Here is an 18,077-nt window from a genome sequence, read left to right as displayed (position 1 = left end):
CTGTGACGTCTAGAATCGGCAGAATCAGGCCTTTTTACGAATATAGCGTCCATTTTGATCACAACCGTCACGCCCAGCGCGACAGTCAAGTCACAGTGCGCAAAATGATCGCTGTGTCCGGACAGCTTGAAACATGCTATATTCCTTGTGAAGGAGGATTGTGGTATGGTCTCTTTCTCCGGGTCGCTGAGACGGCAAGCAGATGGCATTTTCGAGTCAATTTACGCGCACCCGTTCGTGCAGGGTATCGCGAACGGCAGTCTGCCAAGTTCAGCCCTGATCCACTATGTCCGCCAGGACACCGAATACCTCAGCACCTACTGCAAAGTCTGCGGAATGGCGATTGCCAAATCCCTTACCCACCGACAAATGCTTGTTTTTCACAAGCGCATCGCTTTGGTGCTCGGTGGTGAACAAATCCCACACGAAAACTTTTGCCGCGTCGCCGGCGTCCCTTATACAGACGTGATCGCTCGTCGTACCGACCTTGCTCCAACAGCCCACCACTACGCTCGCCACGTACTCTCAGTGGCACAACAAGGTACGCTCGGAGAAATTGTCGCGGTGCTGTTGCCGTGTCACTGGGTCTATTTAGACCTCGCAAAGCGTATGTTGGACAAGCACAAACCAACGCCGGACCATCCGTTTTACGACTGGATCACGTTTTACTCCAGGACGGAGATGCAACACGGACTTGCAGAGTTGACGGAGATGCTCGATGAATTAGCTGAGTCTGCCGGCGAACTGGATTACTACATGATGACGTCCGCTTTCCTCGACAGCTTCCGTTTGGAGTACCAATTTTTTGACATGGCCTACCGCCTCGAACGCTGGACGCCGATCGGCATTACGGGCGGAGCCAGCGTAATCGGCGGAAACGCCTATGCATAGGGGCCAGAGTTTCTGCAATTCGATAATTGACGAGATGTAAATGACCGGAGGAGATGAAAAGGTGAACGCAGGACAATGGCTGGAGAGAGTACGGGAGACGCGCCCGTTGGTGCACAACATCACGAACCTTGTGGTCACAAATGTCACTGCTAATACACTGCTGGCGCTCGGTGCTTCGCCAGTTATGGCGTATGCGCACGAAGAAGTCGGCGACATGACAAAAACGGCGAGTGCCCTCGCACTCGACATAGGTACTCTGACGCCGGAAGTGATTACCGCGATGCACCTTGCGGGCATTTCTGCAAACGCGGCCGGAGTGCCGATTGTCTTTGATCCTGTCGGCGTCGGCGCCACCCCATACCGCAATCACGTCTGCGCGGATATCACCTCGTCACTGAAGCTGACGGTACTGCGCGGCAACGCCGGCGAGATTGGTGTGCTTGTCGGCGCTGGCGGCGAAGTACGTGGCGTAGACTCCGTTGGAGTAAGTGCGGACTTACCGGCTGCGATGCGGAAATACGCACGCGAACACAAGACCGTTGTCGTCGCCACGGGCGAGCTCGACTACGTCACAGACGGGGACACAATCTGGCAACTCGCCAACGGACATCCTCTGCTCGCGACCATCACTGGCTCAGGTTGCTCACTGACCGGCGTGATCGGCGCATTCATTGGAACCGTGCCGCGCGGTGGCAGCACCCTCGGCCTTTACGCCGAGGCAGTGGTCGCCGCAATCACCTGCTTTAACGTCGCCGGTGAACACGCCGCCGAAGTCGCATCCGGTCCAGGTACTTTCCAAGCCGCACTGTTCGACTCTCTCTACCATCTGACTGCAAGCGACGTGAATGCCGCTGCGAAAGTGTCTGAACTCGGATAAACAGTCGTCGTTAACCGGGCGTGCGCAGATTCCCAGGGACATCACCCGGGCAATACCGCACGGTCCTCTAACAAGAGGTGTTTGTGTGTGAAGATAAACGACAAAGTCCACCTGCTCGAATCGACCAAAGGTAGCTACGCGTACCTCGTCCTCGGCGAAGAACCTGTGTTAATCGACACGGGAAACCCGAACCACGACAAGCAGATTGTCGCGGAGTTGGCTCAACTCGGCCTAAAACCGAGCAACATCGCGCACATTCTGTTGACCCATTCGGACGTCGACCACATTGGCAACGCGAAGGCCCTGCAGGCGGCGTCAGGTGCGACACTGTGGGCGCCACAGGAAGATGTGCCGTATATCCACGGGGAGAAGAAGCTTCCGGGATTTCGCCGCATCATCGGCGCGACGATGAAGGTCGACCGCCCGAACGTCAGCCACACGTATGCCGCGGGTCAGAAGATTGGCGATCTCGAAGTCATCCCAACCCCTGGGCACACTCCTGGTCACATCTCAATCCGCTACAACGATATCCTGTTCACAGGCGATCTCATTATGACGCGGGCCGGCCGCATCAAGCCGGCACCTGGCTTTCTCACATGGGACAAAGCAGCCTTGCAGAAGTCGCTGCGTGAGGTCGGACACCTCACGTTCGACTACGTCTGCCCGGCGCACGGCCGACCTGTGGAACGCGGCAACCTGTGGGACGCATTTTTGTAGGCATGGCGTGATGGCGTGCAACGCCCCGGTGATGATAGTGGCAGCGGCTGGGTAGCCGCAGAGAACAGCTTATGGGACCGTTTCCACCGTCCCGCCGTGAGATTAAGCTCTCCTGGATGGCTTAAACAGCGAATCTGCACCGTGATCCCGCCGGATCTCGACCGTTAGACGGCCGCCAGCAGCCTATCTGGCACATTGAGTCCCCCATTTTGCCGAATAGGCTGTTACGTGCCGCTCACGGTGTGCCGCAGCGACCCCGCACCCTCCTGGCGCAGCGACCCCGCACCCTCCTGGCGCAGCGACCCGCACCCTCCTAGCGTAGCGACCCCGCACCCTCCTAGCGTAGCGACCCCGCACCCTCCTGGCGCAGCGACCCCGCACTTGCTGCCCCGTCTCCGTAGCCCGGTCACGCCTGCACTTGCCAGATTAATCGATATGCAATCGGTGAAACCCGAAGGGGGCGACAACGTGGAAGCGGACAGACACTTGACCAACAACGTCGATCGATTCTCCGGATTTCAAGACACGTACAACCGCTACCGCCCCAAGGCCCCCCAACTCGTCGTGGACATTCTCGCCGGATACCTCGGTCAGCGCCCAAAGCGAGTGGTTGACGTCGGCTGTGGCACCGGACTCTCGTCATTCATCTGGGCCACTCATACGGACGAAGTCGTTGGGTTTGAGCCGAGTGATGACATGCGTGGCGTCGCGGAGGCAGCGCGGTCAGCCCATCCTAAAGCACACCACATTTCCTTTCTCAAGGCCTACTCCTACCAGTTGCAGATGGAGGATGAGTCCGCCGACATCGTGACCTGCTCCCAGTCGTTCCACTGGATGGAGCCGGAGAGTACACTTCGTGAGGTCGCTCGCGTACTGCGGCCCGGCGGCGTGTTCGCGGCATACGACTGTGACTGGCCACCGACAGTCGACTGGCGCGTGGAAGCAGCTTACGAAAAGCTGATGGATAAAGTAGAGGCGCTCGTCGCAGCGCGCCAGCCAAAAGAACAGCAAGTTACCAAGTGGCCTAAGCACGAACACCTGCAGAACATTGCGGCGAGTGGACACTTTTGCTTCGCAAAAGAAATCGTGTTTCACAACACCGAACCCTGTGACGCAGAGCGCTACGTCGGACTGGCGGTGAGTCAAGGGGGGCTGCAGACCGTGATCAAATCGGGCTGGACCGACCTCGACACCGACATCGCGTCGTTCCGAGCAATTGTCGACCAAGCGTTTGCTGGGCGCACGCGCGACATCTTGTTTAGCTACCGGATGCGCGTCGGGATTAGATAGAGAGGAGTGGATGCGACGTGACGTCGCCGACTGTCGAGATCCAGTCCCAGACAAGATTCGAGAATCCTGTCGACAAACGCTTGTTTGGCCTCACTTGGGCACACCTGCTCAACGATGGAGCAGCCAACTACCTGCCTGGAATTTTACCAGCCGTCCTCATCTCCCTGCATGAACCGTTGCACATGGCTGGCGTGCTCACGGCGTCGCTCATCATCGGCCAGGCGCTCCAGCCCCTCATGGGCTTCATTGCCGACCGCATCGGGGGGCGAAGCCTTGTCATCCTCGGCCTGTGCGCGAGTACCACAGGTGGTGCGCTAGTCGGCGTCGCCAACCAACTGTGGGTCGTCATCGGCCTACTGCTCCTCATTGGCGTCGGCAGCGCGCTCTTTCACCCCCAGGCGCTTGCGAGTGTGCGCAGCATGGTGCAGTCGCGGCACGGTCTGAACACAGCGCTGTTCCTGGTCGGCGGAGAACTCGGACGTGGCATCTGGCCGTCAATCGCGAGCTTCATCGTCGTGCACCTCGGGCTCGTCAGCCTGTGGATGATTGCAATCCCCGGGGCCATCACCGTTCCGTTCCTGTTCCGCTTTGCGCCGAAGCTCCCTGCCAAGAAGAGCCGCGGCGCCGCGATTGAGTGGAGCACGCACACACGACCACTCGCTCTGCTCGTCACCTACTCTGGCATTCGCGCCTTCGCTACGTTTGGCTTGGCGACGTTCATCCCCATCCTCTGGCACCTCCACGGCGGGACGCTCGTCGGCGGAGCCTCCATCATCACCACCATGCTAGTGGTCGGCGTCATCGGCAACTTGGGCGGCGGCCAGTTGACGGACCGGATTGGCCGCAAGCCCGTGCTCGTTTTGTCGGCAGTCGCTACCGCCATCGCGATCCCAGTCGTCTCCCACACCTTTGGCATCTGGACGTGGATCTCGGCCGCGCTGCTCGGCATCGCCATCTTCCTTAGCACCTCGACCGCGGTGCTCATCGGACAGGATACGTTTCCAGAGAACCGCTCGATGGGGTCAGGCGTGGCGCTCGGCTTCTCCAACGGCATCGGCGCGGTGCTCGTCCTTGTCGTTGGCTTCTGGGTTACGAACAGCGATGTCGGTATCGTGTTCTGGGTTATGGCCATCGCCTCTTTGCTGACCGCGGTGCTGCCGTTCATGTTCCCAAAGGTGCTGCTCGAAGGGACAGGGTCAGCGCATGGCTGACGTTGCGTGGCACAGATTCATGCCAAAGATTTTGTGCGAACGGTGTGTAACAAATCCCCCTCGCCAACCACTATATGAGATGAGGGGGATGGCACCGTGCCACGACAGAGCCCAGGTGATGCAGCACAGTCGTTGTTCGAGGCGTACGGCGAAGAAGTCTATCGCTATCTTTGGTATACGCTTGGGCGGCGATCGGAAGCAGAGGACCTGGTGCAAGAGGTGTTTTTACACGTCTTGCAGTCCTGGCAGCGGTTTGAGCACCGCTCAACCACCCGCACATGGCTGTGGGGCATCGTCAACAACTGTCTGCGCGAGCATCAACGCAAGCAGCGGCGTACGCCGGATCCAATCGAAATCCGCGAAGAATTAGAACCCGGTTCCACCTCCGCTCCGGACCTTTTCCTCCACCTTGAGCACACGCTGCGTACATTGTCTCTCTCGCAGCGGCAGGTATTTGTGCAGCGCGTGATTCACGAGCGAAGCACTGCCGACACTGCGGCGGTGCTCGGCTGGAGCGAAGCCAAGGTGCGAACGACGCTGCACCGCGCCATGAAGCTCGTCCGGCAGTCATTTGCGGAAAGGAGTGATGACGATGAGCGAGCTCGATGAGTTGCGCGAGCAGTACCGGTTGCTCGCTGAGCCCTCCCTGCCGCTTGCCGTCAAAGGCCGAGTGGAGGAGATGATTGCAGCGCATCAGGACGAGGGTGGGGCGCTGCTTCACGGATCACCCGTTGACGCTGCTGACCCGGTGGCAGGGTCGGTGCAGCTTCGCCGATTTCAGCGCTGGTTTTCGCGCATCCCCATGACGAGGCGCTACGTCACAAGTGTGGCCGCCGGGCTTGTCGCGCTGGCGGCAGCTTGCTCGGTCGTCATCAGTGTCGTCACGCACCACACGGTGGCCCCTGTAGCCACGGTCACACCGACGGCGGGAGGGCATCCGGTAATTTCATCCCCGAACCGGTGGCCTGCAGACCCATCGTATATGCCGGTTATGTTTGGTATCTGGGCAGCACTCGGTGTGGTTTTTGTCGTCTCTGCTTGGACCGCTGTGTTTGCGCTCTGGAAGAAGCGCGCGTGGGTGCTTGGCGTGGTCGCCGGGTGCATTGCTGTGGCCTGCGCCTTGGAGGGCGTTGACCAGTGGCAAGGGGGGCCGTTGGGGCGGCAACTCCCGTTTGGGACCACTGAAGGGTCAGTTTACCCTGCTGGGACTCACATTCTGTTTGGAAGCGAGAACCTCTCAAACCCAACCTGGTTCCCGATCGAGGTCCTGTCAGTCAGCCCAATTCGCGGCACTGGAGTGGGCAATCGTACGCTACGTGCTGGTGTCGTCACATCAAAGTATCCGAGTCTCGGGGTAATTCACTGGAGCGGTAGGGTGACTCCTTTTCGGAAGGTTCCACTGTATGTGCCAGTTGGGGCAAATAGTCTATCCAACAACCACTTTCAACTGGGGCTCCTTGCAATGGCAGACAATCCTGGCTCGTTTCGAGTCGACGGGCTCAGAGTCATCTATCGCTGGGGACCGTTCCTTTATTCGTGGACTACCCGTGACACCTTTTACATCACAGCCCTGAAGGGAAAACCCGGTTCGCCCACAGGTGCTCGCTAATCCAGTATGAAACTTGATGCACTTTCACGGTAATCGGCCTCGCCGGTTGAAAGAAACTTATGCGAGAGCGGACGTTCACAATGATTGTGCGTTCGTGATGAAACCAACACCGATTTACACTGCACCACATATCCGCGATCACGCTCGCGTAAGTGTCATTTTGACACTTACAACCGCGGCCCCGCTCGCGTAGGTGTCATTTTGACACTTACAACCGCGGCCCCGCACGCGTAGGTGTCATTTTGACACTTACCACCGCGGCCCCGCTCGCGTAGGTGTCATTTTGACACTTATCACCGCGGCCACGCTCGCGTAGGTGTCATTTTGACACTTACGACCGCGGCCCCGCACGCGTAGGTGTCATTTTGACACTTACCACCGCGGCCCCGCTCGCGTAGGTGTCATTTTGACACTTACCAACGCGGCCCCGCACGTGTAGGTGTCATTTTGACACTTACCACCGCGGCCCCGCTCGCGTAGGTGCCATTTTGACACTTACAACCGCGATCCCGCTCGCGTAGGTGTCATTTTGACACTTACCAACGCGGCCACGCTCGCGTAGGTGTCATTTTGACACTTACCACCGCGGCCCCGCACGCGTAGGTGTCATTTTGACACTTACAACCGCGGCCACGCTCGCGTAGGTGTCATTTTGACACTTACCACCCGCCCTGGCCCGCGGCCCCGCACGCGTAGGTGTCATTTTGACATGTATATGGTAGCCTTACAAAAAGGCTTTTTCCGTGATCCCGATGCCTACCACCACAAGGGGGTCATCTAGATGGCTGCTCGTGGGCCGGTCTTCCTCTCGGGTCTTGTTGTTATCGCTGCGATCATCGTTGGCACACTGCTCCCAGCGCCGAAGCCCCTGCCCCTTTCAGGTGCTACGTCTTCCGTGAAGTGGACAGCACAGAAAGTTCAGCAAACCATTTTGTCCTCCGCCAACGACAAGGCCGCAACGCAGGTCCAAGTCCTCGGCATTGTCAATGGACCAACCCAAGTAGTTGCATTCGCCACGTTTCAAAAAGGCGGCCAGACGAATTACGCCACGCTCATGGGCGACAGCGGCGGTTACACGATGTCTATCTACGTTCCACGATACGTAAAGAGCCAACCAATCATGTGGGGTAGTCAGGTCAGCCGTGGCAATGTCGCGGTGTTTGGCGTGGTCTTCGGACACCCAAATGTGAAAACAGCCGTACTGACCTTTGCGAACGGTAACGCGACGACGGTCCCGGTGTCCAATGGACACTTCTGGTATATTGGTTCACCGTTAGGCGCATCAAGAAGCGATCCGAAGAACGTCTTCGGTGTCACACCGAGTGGCACGGTCGTGCAAAACCAGACGACAGTTTCGTGATACCATGCGTCCTACGTTTGCCACTCATCGAACAAATCGCTCGCGAATTTCCCCTCTCTCCCCGTGTAACCAAACCTCGTTGACCAACCACTAATTCAACGAGAGGAGGCAGCTCAGGTTTGGAGCAGATGAGTCCGGCAACAGTGGCGCGCGAGTTATTCGAACGGTACGGCGACGACGTCTACCGCTACCTTCGCTTTTCACTTGGCTCCGCCCACGACGCAGACGACCTCCTCCAGGACGTGTTCGTACAGGTCCTTCAATCCTGGGAACGCTTTGAGCACCGCTCAACTGAACGGACGTGGCTATTTTCCATCGCGAACCACTGCGTGCACGACTTCCTGCGCAAGAGCAACCGGCGTACGCCGACCGTCGAGATCACGGAGGACCTCGCGGACCGCACGGTCATCGACTGGGACATCCCCATCGCGCTCGAACACAGTTTGCGGCACCTGACCCTGCCACAGCGCCAGGTCTTCGTCATGCGCGTCGTACAGGATGTGAGCACTGCGGAAACGGCCGCAGTGCTTGGCTGGAGTGAAGCGAAGGTCAAGGTCACGCTCCATCGCGCAGTGAAGGAGATAAGGAAGCGATTTGGGGAAGGAGCGAGTCTCGATGAACGAGCACGATGATGGGCAGTTCGAGGACCTCCGTGCGCGATATGCCAGCCTGAACGACATTGCGCCACCCGACGACGTAAAAGACGGGATTCGGGCGATGATTGAGCAGAGTGCCGGCGCGGACCTTCATGCTGGAACCGTGCGGCGGCGAAGGAAGGCCCGACCCACGGTCAAGGCGCTGATGCCCGGTTTTGTGGCCGGGGCGGCAGTGGTGATTGCCACGGGCGGGATTGTCGGTATTATGGCCAACAAGCGCTCACCCGGCGTGCCGTCTCTGCCACCTTCGATTGGGCCAACCAATGGGTCGAGAGGGAGTGCGATGGGCGTGGTTGCGGCGGGATCACAAAACATCTGGTTCATCCTCGTGATGGCGATTCTCGTAGCGGGGATGGCCGTGACGTACCTGACCAGACACCGGCAGCCTCGCTGGGAATGGCTGCGGCAGACGCTGGTCGTGGTGCGGTCGCCCATCGCTTGGGGCGCCACAATCGGCATCGCGGTTGGGATACGCGGGTTGCCCGTGCCGGTTCCAACATACGCGGATTACTGGGTTTGGGAGATGCCGAGTGGGCACTATGTCGCCTCCGTAGCTGGCATGTGTGTGATTGGGTGTCTGATTGGCGGAATGATTCAGTTTGGGCGCCGGAAGGTTCTTCCATGGCACGTGTCGTGGTGGATGCTAGGTTCCACCAGCCTTATTCTCCTCATCGGCATTATGGCATTTTTCCGTTCGCAGGCGGGTACACGGGACACCTTATGGGGCGACGCACGAATCGGCTTGATACAACCATTCGTCGCCTCAGAAAATATGAACGCATCTCCCCCACAGAGGAATGTGAACATTTTGGGAGCCGACCTCCTCGACGCCTCCAGTTTTTTAGTGACAGTCGTCCAACAACAGCAGGTCCTCGGCACGAAGGCTGATTTCTACGACGCAGCCAATATGTTCTATAACGTTGGAATCGTACTGGTGGATGCACCGCATCAATCGCGGCAGGCCGTTCGGCAAGCGGAGAACTTCCTGGCAAAAATTGAGCCCATCTACAGACGTAACATCGGCAAAACTGCGTCACCTCAGAACATCGAGCGAACGATAAGCGCAATTGTCGCGGTCGCACCAAAGCAGTATTTCAAGCTTGGAGCGCCCGGGCTATGATATGCGTTCGAGTTTGATCCCGCCGGCTACAGATAGAACAGCGCCAACGACCCAGCCAGCAGAGAGCGCCACCCGCGCAGGGCCTGTGCTAATTAAATTCTGAAAAAGGACTGCGATCTTTCTTCATCTCATCCGTCTAATTAGTGCAAGGGGAAGGGGAAGGGTGGGTGCATGGCTGACAACGCTTCGACGCAGCGCGACATCGAACGACTCTACGACCTGTACGCCGAAGACGTCTACCGCTTTGCACGCCTCACCCTCGGCGATGACAACTGGCTTACGACGTGGTGCAAGAGGTATTTCTGCGCGCGTTTCGGGCGTGGTCGACGTATCGGCGCGAAGCGAACGCCAAGACGTTCATCCTTCGCATCGCCCGCAATCACATCTACGACGTCCTCCGCAAGCGCCGCACCGAACGGAACTTTTTGTTGTCCACGCATCCTCCCCATGTCAGTCACGATGCGTCTTCATCGGTCGACACCCGACTACAAGTCGAGGAGGCACTCTCACAATTGAAGGTGGAGTACCGTCAGGTTATCGCTCTGCGGCACGTCGAAGGACGGTCCGTACCAGAGACCGCGCAGATTCTCGGTTGGTCGGACGCAAAGGTGCGCACAACCACGAACCGCGCGCTTGCGAAACTCCGTGACATACTGGGAGGTGACGAAGCCCGTGACGCAGGACGACAAGGTGTTTGAGCAGTTGGAAAAACTCACAGAGATTCAGATGAAAAGCGAACGGAAGCTGGCCATTCGCGACGAATTGCAGAAGCAAATGGCGGCGGACAGGCGGCATGGGAAGCGCCGTCTTATTATCCAGTCGAGACTGCGAACGCTCGCACCTGGCGCTGTAGCAGCGGCGGCGATGGTCGTGGCAGGCACCGTGATCGCCGGCATTCTTACACAAAAAAAGACAGGTGCCTTGGCGCCGGCACGAGTTCGTCTCCCACTTCAGCAGACGGCTGGAGCAGGCGCGGGAGGGAGCCCAACGATGGCGTGGTCATCAAACGAGTGGTTCTACTTCACGATGGGGATTGTGCTCGTCTGCGCGGTGCTTGTTTTCCTGACCCGCAAATGGAACCCTCGCTGGGAATGGGTCCGCGAGACGATGTCCGTCCTGCGCTCGCCTATCCTCTGGGGGGCGGCGTTCGGAATTGTCGTGGGCATTCGCGGGATTCCGGTACTTGTGCCGAATAGGGGTTATTGGGTTTGGGACATGCCAAGTAGCTACTACGTCGCCTCAACAACCGGATTTGGAACACTCGGGTGTCTCATCGGCGCGATGATTCAATTTGGGACTCGAAAGACGGTATCGTGGCATCTCTCTTGGTGGGCGTTCGGCATGCCCGCACTTGCGTTGGTCATCGGCCTGATTGGCTTCTATCGAACGCAGGCGAGCACGCGGGATAGTCTGTGGGTAGTCGCTAACAACGGCCTTCAGTGGGACATGCTTGTCGCGGGCCATCTGTCCAGAAACCCATCACAACAACAAGTTCGATTACTTGGCAGCTACCTCGTCATGGCAGGTGCTGACATAGGAAGTTTAAGTAGCCATTGGGCTCTCCTAGGCACAAACACACCGTTTCAAGAAGTAGGGGTCGCCTTCCACACAGCTGGAACCATACTCGTCCAGTCTAACAATCCGCAACAAATGCGCACGGCGGAAAAATTTGTTAATCGGACTAGTTCGCTCTACCTCAAAGTCTCGTTCGCAAACCACGACAACTTGACGGCACAGAACATGGCAGAACTGATTAGCCAAATCTACGCGGCTATACCACAAAGTTGGGCTCAGGATTATGCTGCAGTCTCGAATTAGCGATGCGAGAACAATGAATGAGAGCAATTGCTACAAATGCGGAGTCGCTCTATGTCTTGCGACAAATTTGTACGTTAAACCGGTTAAGGTGACATAACTATACTGTTTTATGTACAAAAAGTACGTTAGTTCGGTAAAAAACGGCCCATTGGGCCGTTTTCCAATTTCGAACGAACTATTTGTTCACTATCACGACCCAAAACGGGAGTTTCAGCTGAATAGAGGACAATTTGATCACAGCGGCAGTGAGCAGTGGGCACTGAGCCGCGAACTGTGACTCGGCTGCGCGCCGATGAGTTCACCGCCATGGTCACCCGCGGGCGAGGCCGCCACCACACTAAATACCCGCACCCGCAGCCTACCCGCTTCCCTAAACCCGTGTTCGAGCCACCCTACCGCGGAATCACCGGCAGCACAATGTGCGAGGGGTGCTCGGCGTCGTGTAGAATCGTCTGCGTCGCGGCCACGAACTCGGACGTCGCCTCGTTCGACGCGCCAGTGTTCAGGTTGCGGTTCCAGCGCGGGAAGTTGCTGCTCGTCACTTGCACGCGGATGCGATGCCCCGGCAGGAACACGTTGCTCGTCGCCCAGCAGTCAACCGTGATGGGGTAGACGGTGCCGGGTTCTGTCAACTCCTCCTGCTCCATGCCGTTTCGGTAGCGCATCCGGACAATTCCGTCGACTACGTTGTACGACCGCCCATCCGGGTGCACGTCGGTCAGACGCACGACGAAGTCGGTGTCGACAGCGCTGCTTGTCACCCACAGCTTCGCCTCAATCGGCCCTGTGACTTCAAGCGGTTCGGTGAGCACATCGGAGGTGTACACGAGCACGTCCTCCCGCTGCTCGACGCGCGACTGGTCGACCGGGCCAGACGGATATTCAGCGGGCATGAGCAGGCTGCCGCCGTGGGTGATGACCGGGTCAGCGGGATCGTACACATATTGGTCGGAAGTTTCCGATTGCGGCGCAGTCATGCTCGGCGCACTCATGCTCAGCGTCCCGTCTCCCGCACTCGTCTGCGCGCGACCGCCGCTGTGGAGATAGAACGGCGTGAATTTCGTCCGCGGCAGCGGCCATTCGCTGACCGACTTCCAGCGGTTCTCGCCCATGACGAACAGCTTGATTGGCGGCTCCCGCAAAATCCCGTTGTCAACTCCCTTGAGCTGCGAATCAAACCAGCGCCGATGGCGCGTCGTCGGGTCCTCGCGCAGGTCGAGCAACGCGTTGTTCGCAGCCATGCCGAACGTCAACTCGCCGACGGCGTGCGTCTGGTTCATGTGCGTCCAGGGACCAATCGTCAGCCGCGCAGGCTGCCCGTTGGCGCGAATGCGCTGGTAGCTGTCAATTGTGCTTTTCGTGAAAATGTCGAACCACCCGCCCGTGAACGCCGCGCTGACCGTCATTTGTTCGTAACGCGGTTGAATCGACAGCCGCTCCTTCATCTCGATGGGGTGTGTAATGTCGTAAAACAGGCTCGAAAACAGCCCGGTGCGCCGCAGTGCGGGAAAGTCCGTGATGGGCAAGTCGTTGTAGCCTTCCGCAGGCATGTGGTCGACGTCGTAGACCATCCGCAGCAAGTCCGGCAGTCGCGTCGAGTCGCGCATCGCTACCTTGAACAGCTCCGGTGGCACCATGGCGCTCATGTGCCACCCCGCCATCAGGCCCCACTCCAGCGCGCCACTGCGGAAGGTGACGCCGTCGAGCGGGTCGTCAAAGACAATCGTCGGCGTCAGCGTCTTCAGCGCCGGATGCCCCGTCGCCGCTGCCGCCAATTGCGTGAACCCAAAGTAGGATGCGCCGTACATGCCGACGAGTCCGTTTGATCCCGGCAGCTTCGACGCCCACTCCACCGTGTCGTAGCCGTCATCAAACTCCTGATCGAAGCCCTGGTACTCACCGCCTGACGCAAAGCGGCCGCGGACATCTTGAACCACCACTATGTAGCCAGTTTCGGCGAGGGCAACCGGATCAAGCATCATGTACAGAAATCCTGTGTCCTTCCCATACGGAAGCCGAGTCAGCACAACCGGGTACTCCCCGCCTTCGTCCGGGCGAAACACGTTCGCCATGAGCACGGCGCCGTCCCGCATGGTGCAAGGTACGTTGCGTTCAAAGACAACCTTCATCTGCACAATCCCCTCCGTTTGGCTGCGATTGTTGGCGATCTTGGCGCTGCTTCCATTTTACTACTCCCATTTCGTTCGGTATATTCACAATACAGTGATGAGCCTGACAGATTCACGGGATGTTCTCCGGATCTGTATCTGGACATCTTGCGCCTCACGACTAAAACCCACCTCAAATTCAGTCAGGAAGAATCTATCGAACCACGTGCCTACCGGGACCGTTGAGCCTGCGATGCCCGCTGAGTTGAGCCTGCGATGGCCGACAACGAGTTGAGAGGCCGTTGTCCGAAAATGTTAACGTCCCCAAACCGCGTTAAGTCCGTCGAGACGAGAAATATGAGCACGATAACGCGCCTGGGACTCGTTACAACTGCTTGAAGCGGGCAAAAGCAGGGTTCCTCAACCAAGTAACGCGTTCTCAAGACGTTAGCGTCCGGGATTATGTCAACCAAGGTAGGGTTAACGCGTTTTCACAGCGTTATGACCCGGATTATGTTAACTCAAAAGGTGGCGACGCCTCGCCCCTCGCCACGCGGTCACTCCGCAGGTCGGATCAGGTTCTGGGACCCCCTTGCTTCTTGCCAATTCCGTGCATGATGAAGGAGATGATGCGCTCCATCTCCACCTCGTCGTCCCAGCCTGCGTCCGGCATGACGATTGTCCGTAGCAGGACATACCCAGCCAAATTCGTCACGCACATCCGAATAACGGTGAGCGGAGGCATGTCCACCAGCTGGCCCTGCGCCTGAAAGTGCGCGACGATTTGCTGGACACGACCGCTCACCAATGGGACCACCTCACGCCGGAACTGGGCTTGGAGTTCGGGGTGGAACGGGATCTCGTGAAGCATAATCTTCAGCACTGGCGCGTTGCGGAGGGCGAACTCCAGGCGATTGTGAAAGACCGCGCGCAGAAAGTCCTCAAATCGCTCGTAATCGACGTCGAGCACCTTCTGAAAGTCCCGCAGCAAAAACGGGGCGGCAATCCGCGACATAATCGGCCCGACAATCGCGAGGAGCAAGTCTTTTTTCGTCTTGTAGTGGCGGAAGATGGTGCCCTCAGCAACGCCGGCTTTTTGAGCGATCTCGCTCGTCGACGCTGCCGCGAACCCTTTGTCGGCGAAGGTTTCTACCGCGGCTCCGATAATGCTTATCTGCTTCTCCGTCATCCCATCTTCGCCCTCACCCATCGACCGCAAGAGCGACTCCAACCAAGGTTCCATCTCTCTACACCTTCCTGTACTTGCGAAGTGTCACGACGTTTAATCCCATGAAGACCATTGACAATCCGAGCAACACCACGAGGTCGCCCCAGACCGAGCTGAGGCTCTCGCCGCGAATCATGATGTTCCGCAGCGCGTCCCCGCCGTAGTAGAGCGGCATGATGTGGCTCAGCCAGCGCAACCACACAGCCATCGTGTCGAGGTTGAATAGCCCTGAAAAGAACACCTGCGGCACAATAATGAGCGGAATGAACTGCATCATTTGAAACTCCGAGTTGGCGAACGTCGACAAAAACACGCCAAGCGTCAGCGCTGTCAGCGACAGAAGGAGTGTGACGACAAGCAGGCTGATGAACTGCCCTGCCATCATCATACCGAGCACGTCCACGCAGTACCAGGCGATGAGCGCCGCCTGCACTGTGGTAAACGCACCAAAGCCTAGCACGTACCCTGCGACAATCTCCCAGCGCCGGATGGGCGTCGCGACTAAGCGCTCCAGCGTGCCGGTCGTGCGCTCCTTGAGGAACGAGATGCCGGACACCATGAACACGAAGAAAAACGCAAAGAAGCCGATGAGCACTGGACCGAAGTTGTCAAACGACGACATGTTAGCAGAACCGTAGAGGTACTTGATCGTCGGCTGCTTCAGTTGCGGCAGCGTCAGTTGCGGCAACGCCGCATGTGTCGCGGTGCCGAGTTGTGCGCCCGGCTGGGTCGACGGCCCCGTCGGCTGACCGGTACCTGCATGCTGGGCCTGCGCTTTGGCCATGGCCTGTACCTGTGTCTGAAGCTGCTGCACCGCCTTCCCCGCCTGCTGGACTTCTTCGCCGGATAACTTCAACTCCAACTTTTGCAGGTCGAGCAACACGGCTTTGCTTTTCGACGGGTCACTGCCTTCCAGCACGACCTGCGGTTGCCCGCTTTGGTAGTTGATGTAGGCATCGAGTTTTTGTGCCTTTAGCGCAGCCAACGCATCTGCTGCGGACGTGTACTTTGTGACTGTCGCGTCCTCACTTTTGAGCACGGTCGAGACCGTCGAGGGGACGTTCACGACGCCGATCTTCGGGTGATAGGTGCTGCCGTTAAACACGAGCCACACCAAAGTCAGGATGAAAATTGGAGCAATGAGCATCAGCGCAATGGTGCGTTTGTCGTGAAGCAGCTGCCGCCAAATCCGCACGACCAAGGCCCGAATTCTCATGCCCGCACACCTCCGTAGGCGAGAAACGCCGCTTCCAGGTTCGTCGCCTGCGTGTGCGCCTTCAGTTCGTCTGGTGTACCGACCGCAATGAGCCTGCCGTCACGGATCATCCCCAGTCGGTCGCACTTCTCCGCCTCATCCATGACGTGCGTCGTGACAACGATGGTCGTCCCCTCGTCTTTCATCGCGCGCAGTTCCTTCCAAATCGCCATCCGCAACACCGGGTCAATTCCGACCGTCGGCTCATCGAGGATCAGCACCCCAGGCCGGTGGAGCAGCGCGACGGCCAGTGACAGCCGTCGCTTCATCCCTCCGGAGTAGGCTGACACCAGCTTTCTCAATGAGTCTGTGAGGTTGACGAGTTCCATCACTTCTTCGATGCGCCTCGCCCTGTGCTTGCCTTTGAGACCGAACAACGATGCGAAGAAGGTGAGATTCTCCTTCGCTGTCAGTTCCTCGTACAACGCATCCGACTGCGCCATATAGCCAATGCGCCCGAGCATGTCGCGTCTGGGCATCCGAACGCCTTCGACAGTCACCATTCCGTGTGTCGCCTCGTCGATCCCGGCGATTAGTTTCACCAGCGTCGTCTTGCCCGACCCACTCGGTCCAAGCAGCCCGAACACCTCTGCAGGGCGGATATCGAGGTCAATGTCCTGCAACACCAGCTTCTTCCCAAAGCGTCGTTCGACAGCCCGGACTTCGATGCCACGCTCCGTTGTCGTTTCGCTAGACTCTCCTGTCACCAAGGCACTCACCTCGACACTGTAATGTCCGACACAGAACTGCGCTGTGAGTGAGTTTACGTGTGCGTGAGTACTCACTCACTCGGCATGAATCTAAGGTAGATCGAAGTGCTCGCTGTGTCAATCCCACATCTAGGCTTGCATGACAGTTGAAATCTGATGTTGCGTGCGTGACACTGGTATCTGAACAAGATGGCTTAGGAGGCGAGAGAAGAGATGGAAACACGGCGCTACGGAAACACCGATATGGACGTGAGCGTTCTCGGTTTTGGGGGCTCGGAAATTGGTTATGATTCCCGCGTCACTGCAGGCGATGTGAAGCAACTGCTTGACCGCGCCCTCGGTGAAGGGCTGAACGTGATCGACACGGCGGAGTGCTACATGAACAGCGAGGAACTGATCGGCGAAACGGTTGCTGACCGCCGCCACGACTACTACCTCTTCACAAAGTGCGGCCATGCGTCGGGGCTGTCTGGCCCGGACTGGAATCCGGCCATGCTGAGCGCCCAAATCGACCGCAGCCTGACGCGACTGCGCACCGACTACGTCGACGTGATTCATCTACATAGCTGCTCGCTCGAAATCTTGCAGCAAGGCGAAGTGATTGAAGTCTTGCAGAAGGCGAAGCAGGCCGGCAAAACCCGCTACATCGGGTACAGCGGCGACGGTCAAGCAGCGCTGTGGGCTGTCGAATCTGGCCTCTTCGACAGCCTCGAGACCTCGCTCAGCATCGCGGACCAACAGGCGATTGACCTCACCATGCCAAAGGCGAAGGAGCAGGGGATGGGCGTTGTCGTCAAACGCCCCATCGCGAACGCTGCCTGGGTGACGGGCCAACTGCCACAGAGCACGTACGCGCAGCCGTATTGGCACCGGCTGCAGGAGTTGCGCTACGACTTCCTGTCCCAGCCCGATTCAGCGGCGACTGCCCTCCGGTTCACACTCATGGTCCCGGGCGTTCACACTGCGATTGTCGGCACCACGAAGCCGGACCGCTACACATCAAACGCCGCGATTGCCACGCTAGGCCCGCTCTCGGCGGATGCATACGACGCAATTCGCACACGCTGGCACGAAGTCGCGAAGCCTGACTGGGTGGGACTGACGTAACGTCCGCGGTTAGACGCGATGTCGTCAGCGACGCAACGGGATCGCGCCGGTGGCGGTGGTTAGCGACGGTTAGCGACGGTTAGCGACACCAGCGTCGCTGCAGCGGGGCGCATGGCACCG

The 18,077-nt window shown here is 58.4% G+C and carries 17 protein-coding genes; 13 read left to right on the top strand and 4 right to left on the bottom strand.

Annotation, left to right across the window (positions count from 1 at the left end; genetic code table 11):
• Positions 1 to 165 precede the first annotated feature (165 nt).
• The 12 genes from tenA (at position 166) to JC200_RS15850 (ending at position 11,549) form a co-directional block, all read left to right on the top strand.
• Positions 166 to 891, top strand: a complete 726-nt coding sequence (gene tenA / locus JC200_RS15905) for a thiaminase II (protein WP_274432664.1) — start codon at positions 166 to 168, stop codon at positions 889 to 891.
• 40 nt (positions 892 to 931) lie between these two features.
• Positions 932 to 1,768: a hydroxyethylthiazole kinase gene (thiM, locus tag JC200_RS15900; RefSeq protein WP_274432663.1), complete on the top strand. Its 837-nt coding sequence runs from the start codon at positions 932 to 934 to the stop codon at positions 1,766 to 1,768.
• Between the two features lie 87 nt (positions 1,769 to 1,855).
• A complete protein-coding gene (locus JC200_RS15895; RefSeq protein ID WP_274432662.1) occupies positions 1,856 to 2,485 on the top strand; it encodes an MBL fold metallo-hydrolase in 630 nt (209 codons plus the stop codon).
• 468 nt (positions 2,486 to 2,953) lie between these two features.
• A complete protein-coding gene (locus JC200_RS15890; protein WP_274432661.1) occupies positions 2,954 to 3,775 on the top strand; it encodes a class I SAM-dependent methyltransferase in 822 nt (273 codons plus the stop codon).
• A 17-nt stretch (positions 3,776 to 3,792) separates the two neighbouring features.
• Positions 3,793 to 4,986: an MFS transporter gene (locus JC200_RS15885; protein WP_274432660.1), complete on the top strand. Its 1,194-nt coding sequence runs from the start codon at positions 3,793 to 3,795 to the stop codon at positions 4,984 to 4,986.
• 96 nt (positions 4,987 to 5,082) lie between these two features.
• The gene (locus JC200_RS15880; protein WP_274432659.1) at positions 5,083 to 5,595 is read left to right on the top strand and encodes an RNA polymerase sigma factor; all 513 of its coding nucleotides are present in this window, start codon (positions 5,083 to 5,085) and stop codon (positions 5,593 to 5,595) included.
• Complete coding sequence (locus JC200_RS15875) at positions 5,579 to 6,595, top strand: hypothetical protein (protein WP_274432658.1); 1,017 nt, start codon at positions 5,579 to 5,581, stop codon at positions 6,593 to 6,595. Before JC200_RS15880 ends, JC200_RS15875 begins: the two co-directional genes overlap by 17 nt.
• A gap of 781 nt (positions 6,596 to 7,376) precedes the next feature.
• Positions 7,377 to 7,955, top strand: coding sequence for a hypothetical protein (locus JC200_RS15870; RefSeq protein WP_274432657.1), 579 nt, complete (start codon positions 7,377 to 7,379; stop codon positions 7,953 to 7,955).
• A 128-nt stretch (positions 7,956 to 8,083) separates the two neighbouring features.
• The gene (locus JC200_RS15865) at positions 8,084 to 8,587 is read left to right on the top strand and encodes an RNA polymerase sigma factor (RefSeq protein WP_274436572.1); all 504 of its coding nucleotides are present in this window, start codon (positions 8,084 to 8,086) and stop codon (positions 8,585 to 8,587) included.
• On the top strand, positions 8,571 to 9,731 hold the full coding sequence (locus JC200_RS15860) for a hypothetical protein (RefSeq protein WP_274432656.1): 1,161 nt from the start codon (positions 8,571 to 8,573) through the stop codon (positions 9,729 to 9,731). Before JC200_RS15865 ends, JC200_RS15860 begins: the two co-directional genes overlap by 17 nt.
• A gap of 284 nt (positions 9,732 to 10,015) precedes the next feature.
• Positions 10,016 to 10,429, top strand: a complete 414-nt coding sequence (locus JC200_RS15855; protein ID WP_274432655.1) for an RNA polymerase sigma factor — start codon at positions 10,016 to 10,018, stop codon at positions 10,427 to 10,429.
• Positions 10,404 to 11,549: a sulfite exporter TauE/SafE family protein gene (locus tag JC200_RS15850; protein WP_274432654.1), complete on the top strand. Its 1,146-nt coding sequence runs from the start codon at positions 10,404 to 10,406 to the stop codon at positions 11,547 to 11,549. Before JC200_RS15855 ends, JC200_RS15850 begins: the two co-directional genes overlap by 26 nt.
• Positions 11,550 to 11,941: 392 nt before the next feature.
• Here the strand turns inward: JC200_RS15850 and JC200_RS15845 are convergent, their stop codons facing one another.
• The 4 genes from JC200_RS15845 to JC200_RS15830 all read right to left on the bottom strand — a co-directional run bounded on the left by JC200_RS15845 (position 11,942) and on the right by JC200_RS15830 (position 16,847).
• Positions 11,942 to 13,678 carry a CocE/NonD family hydrolase gene (locus tag JC200_RS15845; protein ID WP_274432653.1) on the bottom strand — a complete coding sequence of 579 codons (1,737 nt, stop codon included), beginning with the start codon at positions 13,676 to 13,678 and terminating at the stop codon, positions 11,942 to 11,944.
• A 553-nt stretch (positions 13,679 to 14,231) separates the two neighbouring features.
• Complete coding sequence (locus JC200_RS15840) at positions 14,232 to 14,900, bottom strand: TetR/AcrR family transcriptional regulator (protein ID WP_274432652.1); 669 nt, start codon at positions 14,898 to 14,900, stop codon at positions 14,232 to 14,234.
• 4 nt (positions 14,901 to 14,904) lie between these two features.
• Positions 14,905 to 16,101 (bottom strand): ABC transporter permease, encoded by a 1,197-nt coding sequence (locus JC200_RS15835; protein ID WP_274432651.1) that lies wholly within the window; start codon positions 16,099 to 16,101, stop codon positions 14,905 to 14,907.
• Positions 16,098 to 16,847, bottom strand: coding sequence for an ABC transporter ATP-binding protein (locus JC200_RS15830; RefSeq protein ID WP_274432650.1), 750 nt, complete (start codon positions 16,845 to 16,847; stop codon positions 16,098 to 16,100). Before JC200_RS15830 ends, JC200_RS15835 begins: the two co-directional genes overlap by 4 nt.
• Before the next feature lie 216 nt (positions 16,848 to 17,063).
• On the opposite strand from JC200_RS15830, the gene JC200_RS15825 reads away from it, so the two are divergent.
• Positions 17,064 to 17,957, top strand: coding sequence for an aldo/keto reductase (locus tag JC200_RS15825; RefSeq protein ID WP_274432649.1), 894 nt, complete (start codon positions 17,064 to 17,066; stop codon positions 17,955 to 17,957).
• Positions 17,958 to 18,077: the final 120 nt, after the last annotated feature.

It is taken from the genome of Alicyclobacillus sp. ALC3, assembly GCF_028751195.1.
Taxonomy (GTDB): Bacteria; Bacillota; Bacilli; order Alicyclobacillales; family Alicyclobacillaceae; genus Alicyclobacillus_L.
Note: the sequence above shows the minus strand (reverse complement) of the source record. Positions and strands in the feature narration are given on the sequence as shown.